Below are 14,622 nucleotides of genomic sequence, written 5' to 3' on the forward strand. Positions count from 1 at the left end.
CAGGGCGGGCTCGGTCCTGACCACCGGCTCGGGCCGGATCACCGGCTCGGGACGGCCGATGTCCAGCTCGGGCTGGAGCTGGGCGGCGGGGCGCATGGCCGGCTGGGGCTGGGCGGCATGAGCGGCGGCCGGGGCCGAGACCGGAGCGGCCTGGGCGGCGGTCTGGGGCCGGAAGACCGGCGCCTGGACCTGGGCGGCGACGGGACGGGAAACGGCCGGCTGGGGCGCGGGGGGCGCGGCGGGCGTCACCAGGGAGATGACGGTGGGCTTGGGCTGGGCGGCGGCTTCCGAGGCGATGCCGGTGGCGACCACCGAGACCCGCATCTTGCCGTTCAGCTTCTCGTCGAAGGTGGAGCCGAAGATGATGTTGGCGTCGGGGTCCACCTCGTCGCGGATGCGGTTGGCGGCCTCGTCCACCTCGAACAGGGTCATGTCCATGCCGCCGGTGATGTTGATCAGCACGCCGCGCGCGCCCTTCATGGAGGTGTCGTCCAACAGCGGGTTGGAGATGGCGGCCTCGGCGGCGTCGATGGCGCGCTTGTCGCCCTCGGCCTCGCCGGTGCCCATCATGGCCTTGCCCATCTCGCTCATCACGGTGCGGATGTCGGCGAAGTCCAGGTTGATCAGGCCGGGCATGATCATCAGGTCGGTGACGCCGCGCACGCCGGAATACAGCACGTCGTCGGCCATCTTGAAGGCGTCGGCGAAGGTGGTGCGCTCGGTGGCGACCCGGAACAGGTTCTGGTTGGGGATGATGATCAGGGTGTCGACGAACTGCTGCAGCTCCTCGATGGCGCCCTCGGCGGTGCGCATGCGGTGCGCGCCCTCGAAGTGGAAGGGCTTGGTCACCACGCCCACGGTCAGGATGCCCTGCTCGCGCGCCGCCCGCGCGATGACGGGAGCGGCGCCCGAACCGGTGCCGCCGCCCATGCCGGCGGTGATGAACACCATGTTGGCGCCACCGATCTGGCCCAGGATCTCTTCCAGGCTTTCCTCGGCCGCCGCGCGGCCGATGTCGGGACGCGAGCCGGCGCCCAAGCCCTGGGTGACCTGATTGCCCAGCTGGATGCGGCGTTCGGTGCGGCTTTGGCCCAACGACTGGGAATCGGTGTTGGCGACGATGAACTCGACGCCCTCAAGCCGCGACAGGATCATGTTGTTGACGGCGTTGCCGCCGGCGCCGCCGACACCGATCACGGTGATGCGAGGCTTGAGCTCTTGGTGAGCCCCGGGAAGGAAAGTCAGCATGTCCAGGTCCTCCGCGCTGTTTGGCCGATTCGTTGCCGGCCGGTTTGAACTTGAGAAAGGTCAGAAATTCCGTTTGAGCCACGAGCCGAGTCGTCCCCAGCCCGATGCGCCGTCGCCGCGCGCCCCCGCCTTCTTGCCCCGCGATGGCGCGGGGGCGTGGGCGAGCGCATAGCGGATCAGTCCGGCGCAGGTGGAGAAGGCGGGGCCGCCGGTAGCCTCGGGCAGGCCGTGCAGCCCCATGGGCTTGCCCAGCCGCACCTGCTTGTCCAGCACCATGCCGGCCAGATCGCGGGCGCCCTGCATCTGGCTGGCGCCGCCCGTCAGCACCACGCGGCGCCCGGCCAGCTTGTCGAAGCCGCCCTGTTCCAGATGCGAGCGCACCAGCTCGAAGGTCTCCTCCAGCCGGGGCTGGATGATCTGGATCAGCATGGAGCGCGGCACCTGATTGGAGGCGCCGTCCTCGTCCTCGCCGACCAGCGGCACCTTCAGGATCTCGCGGTCGTCCGACGCCGAGGGGATCACCGAGCCGTAGAGCGTCTTCAGGCGCTCGGCATGCACCACCGGCGTGGACAGGCCGCGGGCGATGTCGCTGGTGACGTGGGCGCCGCCCACGGCGATGACGTCGGTGTGGACCAGCTGGCCGCCCAGGAACACGGCGATGGAGGTGGTGCCGCCGCCCATGTCGATGCAGGTGACGCCCAGCTCCTTCTCGTCCTCCACCAGGCAGGCGAGGCCCGAGGCGTAGGGGCTGACCACGCGGGCCTCGATGTCGAGATGGCAGCGGTTGACCACGGTGGAGAGGTTGCGCACCGGGCCGATGCCGGCCGAAATGACGTGGATGGCGACGCCCAGGCGGTCGCCGAACATGCCGCGCGGGTCCTTGATGCCCTCGTTGCCGTCGATGGTGTAGTCCACGGGAATGGCGTGGATCAGCTCGCGGTCGGGGCTTTCGTGGTGGGCGCGGCCGTGCTCGAGCATGCGGCGGATGTCGGCCTCGTTGACGGCGTGGCCGTTCATGGCCACCTCCACCTTGACGTTGGCCGAACCGGGATGGCCGCCCGAGATGTTGATGGCCACGGCGCGGACCTGATCGTTGGCCATCTCCTCGGCGGCCTCGACGGCGGCGCGGATGGAGGTTTCCAGCTCTTCCATGTCCACCACGGCGCCGTTGCGCATGCCGCGCGCCACCTGATGGCCGATGCCCACCATGCGGGGGGAACCGTCGTCCTGGACCTTGGTGATGAAGCAGCACACCTTGGTGGTGCCCACGTCCAGCGCCGCGACGAGTCCGTTGCGCGCCGCCATGATCAGCGCTCCCTCGGCAGGGGGGAAAGGGATTCGGCCGAGGCGGTGTTGACCGCCGCCGGCTCGCGGGCGCTTTTCAGCACCAGGCGGTCGGGGACGCGCAGGTCGATCATGGTGATCTGCTTGCCCGAGAGCGCCCGGGTCTTCTCCAGCTCGGCCAGCCGGTGCCAGGCGGCCTCGGTGTCCAGTTCGGGCAGGCGGGCCTCCAGGCCCTTCTCCACGTCGTCCAGCTTGATGTTCCAGCGGCGGTTGCCCACCCGGATGGCGGCCTTGACCCGGGCGGCCAGCTCGGGCTCGGTGGCCAGCAGGGCGAACAGTTCGTCGGTTCGCGCCGGCGCGCCCTCGCCCACCACCAGGGGCAGGTCCTCGAAGCCCTCGATGGCGCCGGGGATGCGGTGGCCGTCGCGGTCCACCAGCACGAAGCGGCTGTCGGTCTGCCACAGGGCCACCGGTTCGCGCTCGACGATGGACAGGTGGATGGCGCCGGGCAGGCGGCGTTCGATGGCGGCGGCGCGCACGCTGGGCAGCGCCTCGATGCGCGCCCGGGCGGCGGCGATGTCCACGCCCAGGATGGGGTCGCCGTAGCGGGCGCCCAGCGCGGTGACCAGCTGCTCGGAGGGCGTGCGGCGGCGACCCGTCACGGTGATGTCGGCCACCTGGAAGCCGGCCTCGGCGCTGCGGGCCAGGAAGGCCTCGCCGGCGTCGCGCACCAGACGCTGGGGCTTGCCCGAATGCCACAGCGCCAGCCCGCCCACCGCCACCACGGTGAGCAGCAGGCCGGCGCCGGCCAGCTTCTGCAGCGGGCTCAGGTCGAGGCGCAGGCGGGGCAGGCGGCGCTTGGCCTTGGGGCGCGCCGGAGCCGCCGCCGCCTCGCGCTTGGCCGAGATCTGGCGGGGCGCCCGGTGGACGCCCGGGCGGTCGTCGGCGGTGATGACGATGTCGGCAGGGCTCAGTCGCATCGCGCCTCCTCCACCATCCACCGCACCAGATCGGGGAAGCTGATTCCCTGATGGGCGGCCATCTCGGGGACCAGCGATGTGCCGGTCATGCCGGGCTGGGTGTTGACCTCCAGCATGACCAGACGGGGCGGCTGGCCCGGATTGGTGTCGTCGTAACGCAAATCGGCGCGGGACACGCCGCGGCAGCCCAGCGCCTTGTGGGCGGCGACCGCCAGACGGCAGGCCTCGGCGTAATCGGCTTCCGGGATGGGGGCGGGCATGATGTGGCGCGAGCCGCCCGGCGCGTACTTGGCCTCGTAATCATAGAAGCCGTGGTCCGAGGTGATCTCCAGCACGCCCAGGGCGCGGTCACCCATGACGGCGACGGTCAGCTCGCGGCCGGGAATGAAGCTTTCCACCAGCACCTCGTCGGCATCGAACGGCCAGCCGGGAAGCGGCGAAGGCTGGTTCTCGCGCACGATGAACACGCCGACCGACGAGCCTTCGTTGAGGGGCTTGACCACGAAGGGGCGGGGCAGCGGGTCGGGGCCGTTACTGTCGGCGCGGGTGATCACCCGGCCCTCGGCCACGGGAATGCCGGCACTGGCGAACAGGGCGCGGGCGAAGGCCTTGTCCATGGCCGCCGCCGAGGCCAGCAGGCCGGAATGGGTATAGGGCACGCCCAGCAGGTTGAGCACGCCCTGGACGCAGCCGTCCTCGCCGAAGCGGCCGTGCAGCGCGTTGAACACCACGTCGGGCTTGGTCTCGGTGATGGCGCGCACCAGTTCGGCCGGGTTGCGGCCGCAATCCACCAGGGCGACCTCGAACCCGGCCTGCTCCAGTGCCTTGGCGGCGGCGGCCCCCGAGCGCAAGCTGACGTCGCGCTCGGCCGAGGCTCCCCCCATCAGGACGGTGACGCGCTTGCTCATAAGGAGGCTCCCGAAAGGCTGTCATCCTGAGCCCACGGATCGGCCCAAAGGGCCGTCCGAGGACAGGCTCCGCGAAGGATCTCATCCTGGCGCGGCGCGGGGACGTTGGTAAGGACCGGGCAGACGGAGACCCCTCGCATCCGCTCGGGGTGACGGGCGGAGTGGACGGCGCGCACGCTCATGGCGGGTCCCTCCTCACTCCGACGCGGCGGATTTCCCAATGCAGGTCGATGCCGCTGGTTTCCTTGACCCGGCGCCGGACTTCCTCGCCCAGGTCCTCGATGTCGGCGGCGGTGGCGTCGCCGGTGTTCAGGAGGAAGTTGCAGTGCTTCTCCGACACCTGGGCGCCGCCCAGGGTCAGGCCCCGGCAGCCGGCGGCGTCGATCAGCTTCCAGGCGCTGTGGCCTTCGGGATTGGCGAAGGTGGAGCCGCCGGTGCGCACCTTGACCGGCTGCGCCTCCTCGCGGGCCCTGGCGATCTCGGCCATGCGTGCCGCGATGTCGGCGGGCTTGCCGGGGCGGCCCCTCAGCGAGGCGGACAGGAAGATCCAGCCCTCGGGCACGGCACAGCGGCGATAGGTGAAGCCCAGCTCCGCCGGACCCAGGATCTGCAGATTGCCCTGGCGGTCCAGGGCCTGGGCCGAGACGGTGACGTCCTTCATTTCGCCCCCGAAGGCGCCGGCGTTCATGCGCAGCGCGCCGCCGATGGTGCCGGGCACGCCCGACAGGAATTCCAGCCCGGCCAGTCCCTCCTCCTCGGCGGTGCGGGACACGGTCAAGTCCAGCGCGCCCGCTCCGGCGGTGATGGTGTCGCCCGCCACGTCGATGGTGGCGAAGGGGCCGGCCAGACGGATCACCATGCCCGGCACGCCGCCGTCCCGCACCAGCAGGTTGGAGCCGACGCCCACCACGGTGACCGGCACCTCCTCGGGCAGCACCTCCAGCACGGCGATCAGGTCGTCCAGATCGGCGGGACGGAACAACGCCTCGGCGTTGCCGCCCACCCGGAACCAGGTGAAGGGCGCCATGGGCGCGTCGAAGCTCATCCTCCCCCGCACCGGGGGCAGGGCGTCGCGCCAGTCATGGTGCCGGGTGGCCGCCATCATTCGGCGCCTCCGGGGCTGGGATCGGGCAGGGCGGCCAGTTCGGCCGGCAGGGCATGGGCCCAGGCGGTGATGTTGCCGGCCCCCAGGCAGACCACCATGTCGCCGGGGCCGGCCAGGGAATTGACCAGGGGCGCCAGGGCCTTGGGTTCGGCCAGCGGCATCACCCGGCGGTGGCCGTGCTCCTGCAGGCCCTTGACCAGCGAGGTCTTGTCGAAGCCTTCCATGGGCTTCTCGCCCGCCGCGTAGACGTCGGCGACGATGACCATGTCGGCATCGTTGAAGCAGGTGCAGAACTCGGGAAACAGGCTGGACAGCCGCGAATAGCGGTGGGGCTGTACCACGGCGATGACGTTGCCCCGGCAGGCGGAGCGGGCCGCCTTCAGGACGGCGGCGATCTCCACCGGATGGTGGCCGTAATCGTCGATGACGGTGACGCCCTTGGCCTCGCCGGTGCGGGTGAAGCGGCGCTTGACGCCCTTGAAGCCGGAGAGCGCCTTCTTGACCACGTCGTTGGCCAGGCCCAGCTCGTTGGCCACCGCGATGGCGGCCAGGGAGTTCAGCACGTTGTGCTCGCCGTACATGGGCAGGTGGATGTCGGCGATGGTCCGGGTGGCGCCGGTGACGCGGTCGGTGATGATCACGTCGTAGCGGGCGCCGGTGATGTCCATGGACAGCTTGTCCACCCGCACCAGGGCCTGATGATTGAAGCCGTAGGTCACCAGCTTGCGGTCGGGCACCCGGGCCACCAGGGCCTGGACCTCGGGATGGTCGATGCACATGGCGGCGAAGCCGTAGAACGGGATGTTCTCGACGAAGGTGCGGAAGGCCTCGTGCAGCCGGTCCACCGTGCCGTAATGGTCCATGTGCTCGGGGTCGATGTTGGTCACCACCACGGCGGTGGACGGCAGCTTGATGAAGGAACCGTCGGACTCGTCGGCCTCGACCACCATCCACTCGCTGGCGCCGAGGCGCGCGTTGGTGCCGTAGGCGTTGATGATGCCGCCGTTGATCACCGTGGGGTCCAGGTGGGCGGCGTCCAGCAACGCCGCGATCAGCGAGGTGGTGGTGGTCTTGCCGTGGGTGCCGCCGATGGCGATGGCCGATTTCAGGCGCATCAGCTCGGCCAGCATCTCGGCGCGGCGCACCACCGGGACCAGCTTGGCGCGGGCCGCCTGGACCTCGGGGTTGTCGGCCTTGACCGCCGAGGACACCACCACCACGCGGGCGTCGCCCAGCGCCTCGGCCGCATGGCCGATATGGACGCGGATGCCCATCTTGCGCAGCCGCTCGACGTTGTAATTGTCGGCGATGTCGGTGCCCTGGACCGTATAGCCCAGGTTGTGCAGGATCTCGGCGATGCCCGACATGCCGATGCCGCCGATGCCGACGAAGTGGATGGTGCCGATGTTCAGCGACATGGTGCGCATGGGTCAGGCTCCACTCTCGTTGGGGATCAGCCCGACCACCAGATCGGCCAGGGCTTCGGCCGCATCGGGGCGGCCGGAATTGCGGGCGCATTGGGCGGTGCGCACCAGGGCCTCCGGATGGGCGAACAGGGACTCGAGACGGGCCGCCAGGGTCTCGGGCGTGAACGAATCCTGCTGCATCAGCCAGGCGCCGCCCAAATCCTCGACGGCGTGGGCGTTGGCGGTCTGGTGGTCGTCGATGGCGAAGGGATAGGGCACCAGGATGGCCGGGCGGCCCAGCGTGGTCAGCTCGGCCACGGTGGAGGCCCCGGCGCGGGCGATGACCAGATGGGCGCGGGCCAGACGCTCGGGCACGTCGGCGAAGAAGCTTTCCAGGGTGGCGTCGATGCCGGTGCCGGCATAGGCCCGGCGCACGCCGTCCAGATCCTCGGGCCGGCATTGCTGGGCGATGCGGATGCGCCCGCGCAAGGATTCGGGCAGGCGGGAAAGCGCGGCGGGCACCACCTCGGACAGGATGCGCGCCCCCTGGCTGCCGCCCAGCACCAGCAGCTCGATGGGATCGGCGGCGGCGATCTCGGGATAGGCATTGTCCCGCTGCGCCAGGATTGCGGCGCGCACCGGCATGCCGGTATGGACCAGCTTGGGCGACAGCCTGGCCTCCACGTGGCTGACCTCGGCGAAGGAGGTGGCGATGCGGCGCACATGGCCGGCCAGCAGCCGGTTGGCGCGGCCCAGCACGGCGTTCTGCTCGTGGATGGCGGTGGGAATGCCGGCCAGGGCGGCGGCCGCCATGCCCGGCACCGAGGCGTAGCCGCCGAAGCCGATCACCGCCGCCGGCTGAATGCGCTTGAGGATGGAGCGGGCCTGGAGGATGCCCACGCCCAGTTCCAGCGCGGAACGCAGGGCCGACAGCTTGCCGCGCCCGGCGATGCCGCCGGCCGAAATGCGGAAGGTCTCCAGCTTGCCCAGCGTGCCGCCATAGGCCGCGCCGCGCTTGTCGGTGATCAGGGCCAGCCGGTAGCCGCGATCCAGCAGCACGCTGGCCAGGGCCTCGGCGGGGAAGACGTGGCCGCCGGTCCCACCGGCGGCGAGAGCGATCAGGGGCTTGCTCATGCTTCCATGCCCTCCCGGCCGTAGCGGGTACGGGTCAAGGCCAGCACCATGCCCATGCCGAGCGCCAGCGCCACCATGGACGAGCCGCCATAGGAGATGAACGGCAGGGTCATCCCCTTGGCCGGCATCATGCGCAGCGTCGACGCCATGTTGACGATGGCCTGCAGGCCGAACTGCACCAGCAGGCCGGCGGTGGCCAGCACCACGAACAGGTTGTCCTCCTTGTGGATGCGCGAGAAGCCGCGCAGCACGATGAAGCCGAACAGCATCACCACGAACAGGCACAGCACCACGCCGAATTCCTCGCCACCCACCGCCAGGATGAAGTCGGTATGGGCGTCGGGCAGCACCAGCTTGACCCGGCCCTCGCCGGGGCCGCGGCCGAACAGCCCGCCGTTCTTGAAGGCGTTGAGCGCCGTGGTGACCTGATAGGCGCCGCTGCCCGACGGATCGAGGAACTTGTCGAAGCGGGCCTGGACGTGGGGAAAGGCGTAATAGGCGCCGACGATGCCGATGGGCGCCGCCAGTCCCATGGCGATCACCAGGATCAGCGGCAGCCCGGCCAGGAAGAACTGGGTGCCCCAGATGGCGGTCAGGATGGCGGTCTGGCCCACGTCGGGCTGGATGACCAGCAGGGCGGCGACCACCCCGAACAGGGCGGTGGCGATGACGCGTCCCGGGAAGGCGGGGTCCAGCCGGGCCGAGGCGAACATCCAGGCGGCGACCACGGCGAACATGGGCTTGACGAATTCCGAGGGCTGAATGGAGATGCCGGCGACGTTGAGCCAGCGCTTGGCGCCCTTGATCTCGCCGCCCAGCACCGGCACCAGGGCCAGCAGCACGATGGAGGCCAAAAGGCCGATCACCGCCATGCGCCGCACCTGCTTCGGGGTCAGCAGCGACACCCCCAGCATGATGATGATGGCGGGCGCCAGGAAGACGAACTGGCGGCGCACGAAATGGAAGCTTTGCGCCCCGATGCGCTCGGCCACCGCCGGGCTGGCGGCCATGGTCAGGATGGCGCCCACGGCGACCAGCAGGAACAGCGCCGCGATGGTCCAGCGGTCGACGGTCCACCACCAGCGGCCCAGGACGGAGGTGTCGGTGCGGCCGAAGGTGACGCTCATGGAGCGCCTCCGTCGATCAACATATTCCCGTCACCCCCGGGCTTGACCCGGGGGGCCATGGATGCCCGGATCAAGTCCGGGCATGACGGCCTTGGGAAACGGAGGGAAGCGCGGTCGCTCATGCATCCCCCCCTTCGGCGAAGGCGTGGACCAGCTCGCGGAAGGTATCTCCGCGATGCTCGAACGACTTGAACTGGTCCCACGAGGCGCAGGCCGGCGACAGCAGCACCACGGCGCCGGGGATGTCGTCGGACACCGCCAGATTGCGGGCGGCGGCCACCGCGTTGGCAAGCGTGCCGCAGCGGGTGAAGCGCACCTTGCCCTCCAGGGCGGCGGCGAAGGATTCGGTGGCCTCGCCGATCAGGAAGGCGTGCTGGATGCGGCCGAAATGCTTCTCCAGCGAACCGATGCCGCCTTCCTTGGCCTGGCCGCCCAGAATCCAGTAGATGTGCTCGTAGCAGACCAGGGCCTTTTCCACCGCGTCGGCGTTGGTGGCCTTGGAATCGTTGATCCAGTCGATGCCGTGGTCGCTGCCCACCAGCTCCTGGCGATGGGCGAGGCCGGGATAGGTGGCCAGCGCGGCGGCGATCTGCTTGGGGGAAAGGCCTTCGGCCCGGGCGGCGGCGAACACGGCGCAGGCGTTCTGCCAGTTGTGGCGGCCGGGCAGGCTGGGAACGTCCTTGAGATCGCAGACGGGCTTGCCATGCTCGTGCAGCACGCCGTCGGGGGCGGAATAGCCCTCGGGCAGCACCTGCTCCACCGACACCTTCAGCACCCGATGCCCCATGCGCGACAGCTCGGCGGCGATGGAACGGCAGGGGCCGTCATCGACGCCGATCACCGCCGCGCCGCCGGGGGTGAGGAAGTCGAACACCCGGCGCTTGGCGGCGATGTAGCCGGTCATGCCGCCGTGGCGGCCCAGATGGTCGGGGGTGATGTTCAACAGGATGGCGACCCCCAGCTTCAGGCTGTGGGTCAGCTCCAGCTGGTAGGAGGACAGCTCCAGCACGTAGCGCCCGTCGCCCGGCAGCTCGGGCAGGTCCAGGGCGGCGGTGCCCAGGTTGCCGCCGGCGGCGGCCGAGATGCCGCATTCGTCCAGCACGTGGGTCAGCAGGGTGGTGGTGGTGGACTTGCCGTTGGTCCCCGTCACCGCCAGCATGCGCGCCCCCGCCTTGGCGAGCGCCAGCAGTTCCACGTCGCAGACCAGCGGCACGCCCGCCGCCTTGACCCGCTCGGCGATGGGGTGGGGCTGGGGATGGGTATGGGGAATGCCCGGGCTCCACACCACCAGATCGGCCTTTTCCAGCGGGATCAGGGCGGGGTCGCGGATGGGGATGCCGGCCTCGGCGCCCGATTTGCGCGCCGCCTCGCCGTCGTCCCAGGCCATCACCCCGGCCCCCGACGCCAGCAGGGCAAGCGCCGTGGCGGTCCCGGACTTGCCCAGGCCCATCACCAGAACGCGCTTACCTTTGAGGAAGGGGACGGGGATCATGGCCGGGTCCTCTAGCGCAGCTTCAGGGTGGCCAGCCCGGCCAGGGCCAGGATGGTGGCGATGATCCAGAAGCGGATGACCACGGTGGGTTCGGCCCAGCCCTTCTTCTCGAAGTGATGGTGCAGCGGCGCCATGCGGAACACCCGCTTGCCGGTCAGCTTGAACGAGGCCACCTGGACGATCACCGAGACGGTCTCCAGCACGAACAGGCCGCCGACGATGCCCAGCACCAGCTCGTGCTTGGTGACCACGGAAATGGCGCCCAGCGCGCCGCCCAAGGCCAGCGATCCGGTGTCGCCCATGAACACCATGGCGGGCGGCGCGTTGAACCACAGGAAGCCGAGACCCGCCCCCACCAGGGCGCCGCAGAACACCGCCAGCTCGCCCGAGCCCGAGACGTAGTGGATCTGCAGGTAGTTGGCGAAGACGGCATGGCCGACCAGATAGGAGAAGATGGCGAACACGCCCGACGCGATCATCACCGGCACGATGGCCAGCCCGTCCAACCCGTCGGTGAGGTTCACGGCGTTGCCGGCGCCGACGATGATGAACACGGCGAAGGGCAGGTAGAACCACGACAGCTGCAGCAGCACGGTCTTGAAGAACGGCACCGCCAGGGCGCCGGCCAGGGGCTCGCGCTGCAGGCTCCAGACCCAGGCGGCGGCGGCCAGGGCGATGGCGATCTCGGCCACCAGCTTGGCCTTGCCCGGCACGCCCTTGGGGTTCTTCTTGGACACCTTGAGGTAGTCGTCCCAGAAGCCGATCAACCCGTAGCCCAGCGTCACCAGCAGCACGATCCAGACGTACTGGTTGCGCAGATCGGCCCACAGCAGGGTCGAGACCGACAGCGCCAGCAGAATCATGAAGCCGCCCATGGTGGGCGTGCCCTTCTTGGTCAGCAGATGGGATTCGGGGCCGTCGGCGCGGATGGGCTGGCCCTGCTTCTGCCACTGGCGCAGCCAGGCGATGATGCGCGGCCCCACCAGGAAGGCGACGATCAGCGCGGTCAGCACCGCGCCGCCCGTGCGGAAGGTCAGATACTTGAACAGATTGAAGACCGGAACCTGGTCGGCCAGGGGGTAGAGGAGATTGTACAGCATTCAGCGGCCCCCTTCGGCCAGAGCGTTGACCACACGTCCCATCCGGCTGCCCGCCGAACCCTTGACCATCACCACGTCGCCCGGCCGCAACGCGGCCTTCACCAGCGCCGCGACGGCGTCCGAATCCGCCCCGTGCCCGCCGCGCCGGTGCTCGGCCAGCGCACCCTGCAGATGGGCGGTCAGGGTGCCGGCGGTGAACACCAGGTCGATGTTCCAGCTTTCGGCGGCTTCGGCGATGGAGGCGTGCAGCGCCGGCCCCTGGGGGCCCAGTTCCAGCATGTCGCCCAGCACGGCGATGCGCCGACCGCCCTTGGCCGGGCGCACCGAGGCCAGCATGGCGATGGCCGCCTTCATGGAGACCGGCGAGGCGTTGTAGCTTTCGTCGATCAGTTCGAAGCTGCCGCCCTCGATCTCGATCCGGCGGCGCTGGCCCCGTCCCTTGGGCGCCGCCATGGCGGCCAGCGCCAGGGCGGCCGGGTTGACGTCGGCGCCCAGCGCCTCGGCGGCCAGCAGCACCGCCAGGGAATTCATCGCCCATTGCCGCCCGGCCACGCCCACCCGGTAGGACAGCGGCTGGTCGGCCACCAGGGCGAACACCGCCGTGGACTGGGGATCGACGGCGCAGTCCAGCAGCCGCGCGGTGGCCTCGATGTGGTTGCCGAAGCTGCGGATGTCGGTGATTCCCGCCCTGGCGGCGCTTTCGGCCAGGAAGGCGAAGTGGGCGTTGTCGCGGGGCAGCACGGCGATTCCGTCCGCCTCGATGCCGTCGAAGATCTCGGCCTTGGCGGCGGCGATCTCGGCGGTGGAGGTGAAGAACTCCATGTGGACCATCTCGACGGTGGTGATCACCGCCACGTGGGGGCGCACCATGCGCACCAGGGGAGTGATCTCGCCGGGGTGGTTCATGCCGATCTCGAAGATGGCGTACTGGGCGCCGGCGGGCATGCGGGCCAGCGACAGCGGCACGCCCCAGTGGTTGTTGAAGCTGCCGACGCTGTAATGGGTGAGCCCCTGGTCGGAGAGCGCCAGGGCCAGCATCTCCTTGGTGCCGGTCTTGCCGACGCTGCCGGTGACCGCGACGATGCGGGCCGCCGAGCGGGCGCGCGACGCCACGCCCAGGTCCTGCAGGGCCGCCATGGTGTCACGCACCAGCACCAGGGGCGCGTCATCGTGGGCGCCGGGGGGCAGCTTGTGGACGATGGCGGCGGCCGCGCCGCCGGCCAGGGCCGAGGCCACGTGGTCGTGGCCGTCGTGATTGGGGCCTTCCAGCGCGATGAACAGGTCGCCGGGCCGGACGGTGCGGCTGTCGATGGACACGCCGCCGGCTTCCCAGGCGGGGCCGGACGGAGTGCCGGCCACGGCGGCGACCACTTCGGCCGAAGTCCACAGGGGGCGGGTCATCACGATGCGCCTCCTTCGCTCAGACGTACCGCGTCGCGGGCCTCGTCGGCATCGTCGAAGGGCAACACGGTGGCGCCGACGATCTGGCCGCGTTCGTGGCCCTTGCCGGCGATCACCAGCACGTCGCCCTTCTGCAGCCCGGCCACGGCGGCGCGGATGGCGTCCCGGCGGTCGGCGATCTCGATGCCGGCCGGGCAGACGCCCCGCACGGCGGCGCGGATGGCGGCCGGGTCCTCGGAGCGGGGATTGTCGTCGGTGACGATCATGGCGTCGGCCAGACGGCAGCCGATGGCGCCCATCAGCGGGCGCTTGCCGGGGTCGCGGTCGCCGCCGCAGCCGAACACCACCACCAGACGGCGGGCGGCATGGGGGCGCAGCGCCTTCAGCACCGTCTCCAGGGCGTCGGGGGTATGGGCGTAATCCACGTAGATGGAAGCGCCGTTGGAGCGCTCCGCCACCTTCTGCAGGCGACCGGGCACGCCGTCCAGATGGCCAAGGGCGATCAGCGCGTTCACCGGATCGGCACCGCAGGCCAGGGCCAGACCCAGGGCGGCCAGGGCGTTGTCGGCCTGGAAGCGGCCGGCGAGCGGCAGGTGGACGGTCACGGCGCGGCCCATGATCTCCAGGTCCAGGTCCTGGCCGGCCGGGGTGGGACGCGCCGCCATCAGGCGCAGGTCGTTGGCGGCGCGGCCATAGCCCAGCACGGCGATGCCGCGCTTGGCGCACAACTCGACCACGCGGGGTGCCAGATCGGAATCGGCGTTGATCACGGCGGTGGCGTCTTCGGGCAGCAGTTCGGCGAACAGGCGCAGCTTGGCCTCGGCATAGGAAGCCATGTCGGCGTGGTAGTCGAGATGGTCCCGCGTCAGGTTGGTGAAGGCGGCTGCCGCCAGCTTCACCCCGTCCAGGCGGTGCTGGTCGAGGCCGTGGCTCGACGCCTCCATGCAGGCGTGGGTGACGCCCATGCCGGCCAGCCGGGCGAGGTCGGCGTGCAGCCCGGCGGGATCGGGGGTGGTGAGGCCGCCTTCATTGTCCCAGCCCGGCGCGGTGATGCCCAGCGTGCCGATGGAGGCCGAGGCGTGGCCCAGACGGGTCATGATCTGGCGGAAGAACTCGGCGGTCGAGGTCTTGCCGTTGGTGCCGGTGACGGCGGCCATCACCCGGGGCTGGGCGCCATGGAAGGCCGAGGCCATCAGGGCGAAGCGGCGGCGGGGGTTGGAATCGGTGACCAGCACCACCTGGGGCGGCAGGTCCAGGTGGGACCCCTCGGGGGCCAGCACCGCCACGGCGCCGGCGGCGACGGCGTCCTTGACGAAGGCGCGGCCGTCGGCCTTGGTTCCGGGCAGGGCGGCGAACAGCCAGCCGGGACGGACCGCGCGCGAATCGGCGGTGAGCCCGGAAATGGTCACGTCGCGGGCAGGCGCGGTCGCCGTCATG

General features: G+C 70.6%; 12 protein-coding genes. All 12 read right to left on the reverse strand.

Annotated features, from left to right (window positions below; genetic code table 11):
* Window positions 1–1,248: cell division protein FtsZ (ftsZ, locus tag ACV4UZ_RS11315; protein ID WP_491600927.1), on the reverse strand; the 1,248-nt coding region annotated here is incomplete at its 3' end.
* A 60-nt stretch (window positions 1,249–1,308) separates the two neighbouring features.
* Window positions 1,309–2,553, reverse strand: coding sequence for a cell division protein FtsA (ftsA, locus tag ACV4UZ_RS11320; protein ID WP_491600928.1), 1,245 nt, complete (start codon window positions 2,551–2,553; stop codon window positions 1,309–1,311).
* Between the two features lie 2 nt (window positions 2,554–2,555).
* Window positions 2,556–3,512, reverse strand: a complete 957-nt coding sequence (locus ACV4UZ_RS11325; RefSeq protein WP_491600929.1) for a cell division protein FtsQ/DivIB — start codon at window positions 3,510–3,512, stop codon at window positions 2,556–2,558.
* Window positions 3,503–4,420: a D-alanine--D-alanine ligase gene (locus ACV4UZ_RS11330; protein ID WP_491600930.1), complete on the reverse strand. Its 918-nt coding sequence runs from the start codon at window positions 4,418–4,420 to the stop codon at window positions 3,503–3,505. The genes ACV4UZ_RS11325 and ACV4UZ_RS11330 overlap by 10 nt, the downstream gene beginning before the upstream one ends.
* Window positions 4,421–4,598: 178 nt before the next feature.
* Complete coding sequence (gene murB / locus ACV4UZ_RS11335; RefSeq protein WP_491600931.1) at window positions 4,599–5,525, reverse strand: UDP-N-acetylmuramate dehydrogenase; 927 nt, start codon at window positions 5,523–5,525, stop codon at window positions 4,599–4,601.
* Window positions 5,522–6,952 carry a UDP-N-acetylmuramate--L-alanine ligase gene (gene murC, locus ACV4UZ_RS11340; RefSeq protein WP_491600932.1) on the reverse strand — a complete coding sequence of 477 codons (1,431 nt, stop codon included), beginning with the start codon at window positions 6,950–6,952 and terminating at the stop codon, window positions 5,522–5,524. Before murC ends, murB begins: the two co-directional genes overlap by 4 nt.
* A 3-nt stretch (window positions 6,953–6,955) precedes the next feature.
* Window positions 6,956–8,065 (reverse strand): undecaprenyldiphospho-muramoylpentapeptide beta-N-acetylglucosaminyltransferase, encoded by a 1,110-nt coding sequence (murG, locus tag ACV4UZ_RS11345; RefSeq protein ID WP_491600933.1) that lies wholly within the window; start codon window positions 8,063–8,065, stop codon window positions 6,956–6,958.
* Window positions 8,062–9,192, reverse strand: coding sequence for a putative lipid II flippase FtsW (gene ftsW / locus ACV4UZ_RS11350; RefSeq protein WP_491600934.1), 1,131 nt, complete (start codon window positions 9,190–9,192; stop codon window positions 8,062–8,064). Before ftsW ends, murG begins: the two co-directional genes overlap by 4 nt.
* Window positions 9,193–9,310: 118 nt before the next feature.
* Complete coding sequence (murD, locus tag ACV4UZ_RS11355; RefSeq protein ID WP_491600935.1) at window positions 9,311–10,684, reverse strand: UDP-N-acetylmuramoyl-L-alanine--D-glutamate ligase; 1,374 nt, start codon at window positions 10,682–10,684, stop codon at window positions 9,311–9,313.
* Window positions 10,685–10,695: 11 nt separating this feature from the next.
* Window positions 10,696–11,784: a phospho-N-acetylmuramoyl-pentapeptide-transferase gene (gene mraY, locus ACV4UZ_RS11360; protein ID WP_491600936.1), complete on the reverse strand. Its 1,089-nt coding sequence runs from the start codon at window positions 11,782–11,784 to the stop codon at window positions 10,696–10,698.
* Window positions 11,785–13,185, reverse strand: coding sequence for a UDP-N-acetylmuramoylalanyl-D-glutamyl-2,6-diaminopimelate--D-alanyl-D-alanine ligase (locus tag ACV4UZ_RS11365; protein ID WP_491601048.1), 1,401 nt, complete (start codon window positions 13,183–13,185; stop codon window positions 11,785–11,787).
* Complete coding sequence (locus ACV4UZ_RS11370; RefSeq protein WP_491600937.1) at window positions 13,185–14,621, reverse strand: UDP-N-acetylmuramoyl-L-alanyl-D-glutamate--2,6-diaminopimelate ligase; 1,437 nt, start codon at window positions 14,619–14,621, stop codon at window positions 13,185–13,187. The genes ACV4UZ_RS11365 and ACV4UZ_RS11370 overlap by 1 nt, the downstream gene beginning before the upstream one ends.
* Window position 14,622 lies beyond the last annotated feature (1 nt).

The organism is Paramagnetospirillum sp. (assembly GCF_058402745.1).

Coding starts and splice junctions, on each gene's coding strand:
- ACV4UZ_RS11365 (WP_491601048.1), bottom strand. CDS start 13,185: ATGACCCGCCCCCTGTGGACTTCGGCCGAAGTGGTCGCCGCCGTGGCC.
- murG (WP_491600933.1), bottom strand. CDS start 8,065: ATGAGCAAGCCCCTGATCGCTCTCGCCGCCGGTGGGACCGGCGGCCAC.
- ftsW (WP_491600934.1), bottom strand. CDS start 9,192: ATGAGCGTCACCTTCGGCCGCACCGACACCTCCGTCCTGGGCCGCTGG.
- mraY (WP_491600936.1), bottom strand. CDS start 11,784: ATGCTGTACAATCTCCTCTACCCCCTGGCCGACCAGGTTCCGGTCTTC.
- ACV4UZ_RS11325 (WP_491600929.1), bottom strand. CDS start 3,512: ATGCGACTGAGCCCTGCCGACATCGTCATCACCGCCGACGACCGCCCG.
- ACV4UZ_RS11370 (WP_491600937.1), bottom strand. CDS start 14,621: ATGACGGCGACCGCGCCTGCCCGCGACGTGACCATTTCCGGGCTCACC.
- ACV4UZ_RS11330 (WP_491600930.1), bottom strand. CDS start 4,420: ATGAGCAAGCGCGTCACCGTCCTGATGGGGGGAGCCTCGGCCGAGCGC.
- murC (WP_491600932.1), bottom strand. CDS start 6,952: ATGCGCACCATGTCGCTGAACATCGGCACCATCCACTTCGTCGGCATC.
- murB (WP_491600931.1), bottom strand. CDS start 5,525: ATGATGGCGGCCACCCGGCACCATGACTGGCGCGACGCCCTGCCCCCG.
- ftsA (WP_491600928.1), bottom strand. CDS start 2,553: ATGGCGGCGCGCAACGGACTCGTCGCGGCGCTGGACGTGGGCACCACC.
- murD (WP_491600935.1), bottom strand. CDS start 10,684: ATGATCCCCGTCCCCTTCCTCAAAGGTAAGCGCGTTCTGGTGATGGGC.